We start from the raw sequence: 503 nt of genomic DNA, 5'->3' as shown, positions 1-503 counted from the left end.
AAGGCGACGTTGGAACACCCATTTGCCAAAATATTCAAAAAAGGAAACACGGAGAAAGCCGCCGACCTGTTCCCGACGGTCGTGGTCTCGACATATAACGACGATAAGCCGTCCGATCTCCCGTTACAGCCGCAAGTGGAAGGCGTGGGGCTTAATCAGGACGAAATAGACATTATCACAAAAACCACTGAAACATATTTTGCGGAAACGGAAAAAAACGGAAAAAAAGAGAAAAAAGAAAAAACACGGCAGATACAGGGCTTATGCACCGTCGTCGCGCCGGACGTTTTAGAAGCAATAAAACAACGCATAACGGAAAAAAAAGTCGTATACGGTTTTTCAATGAGGTTTTACCGCAAAGATAAAATATCCCTTGAAATCTGGTCTGAAAATGTCCAGTTGAAAAATGAGATATACGAACAGTTGCGGCTTTTTGTCGCCGGGAATCTTCGCCATATTTTGACTGCGGAAAAATACCGGGCGCACGACGTGAAACTGGACGA

1 protein-coding gene is annotated in these 503 nt (G+C 44.5%); it reads left to right on the top strand.

Features of this window, described 5'->3' with window-relative positions; translation table 11 throughout:
* The coding region (locus tag ACYVTD_RS16260; RefSeq protein WP_461248716.1) for a hypothetical protein at positions 1 to 503 on the top strand (503 nt) is incomplete at both ends.

This window comes from Treponema sp. R6D11, assembly GCF_054786075.1.
Note: the sequence above shows the minus strand (reverse complement) of the source record. Positions and strands in the feature narration are given on the sequence as shown.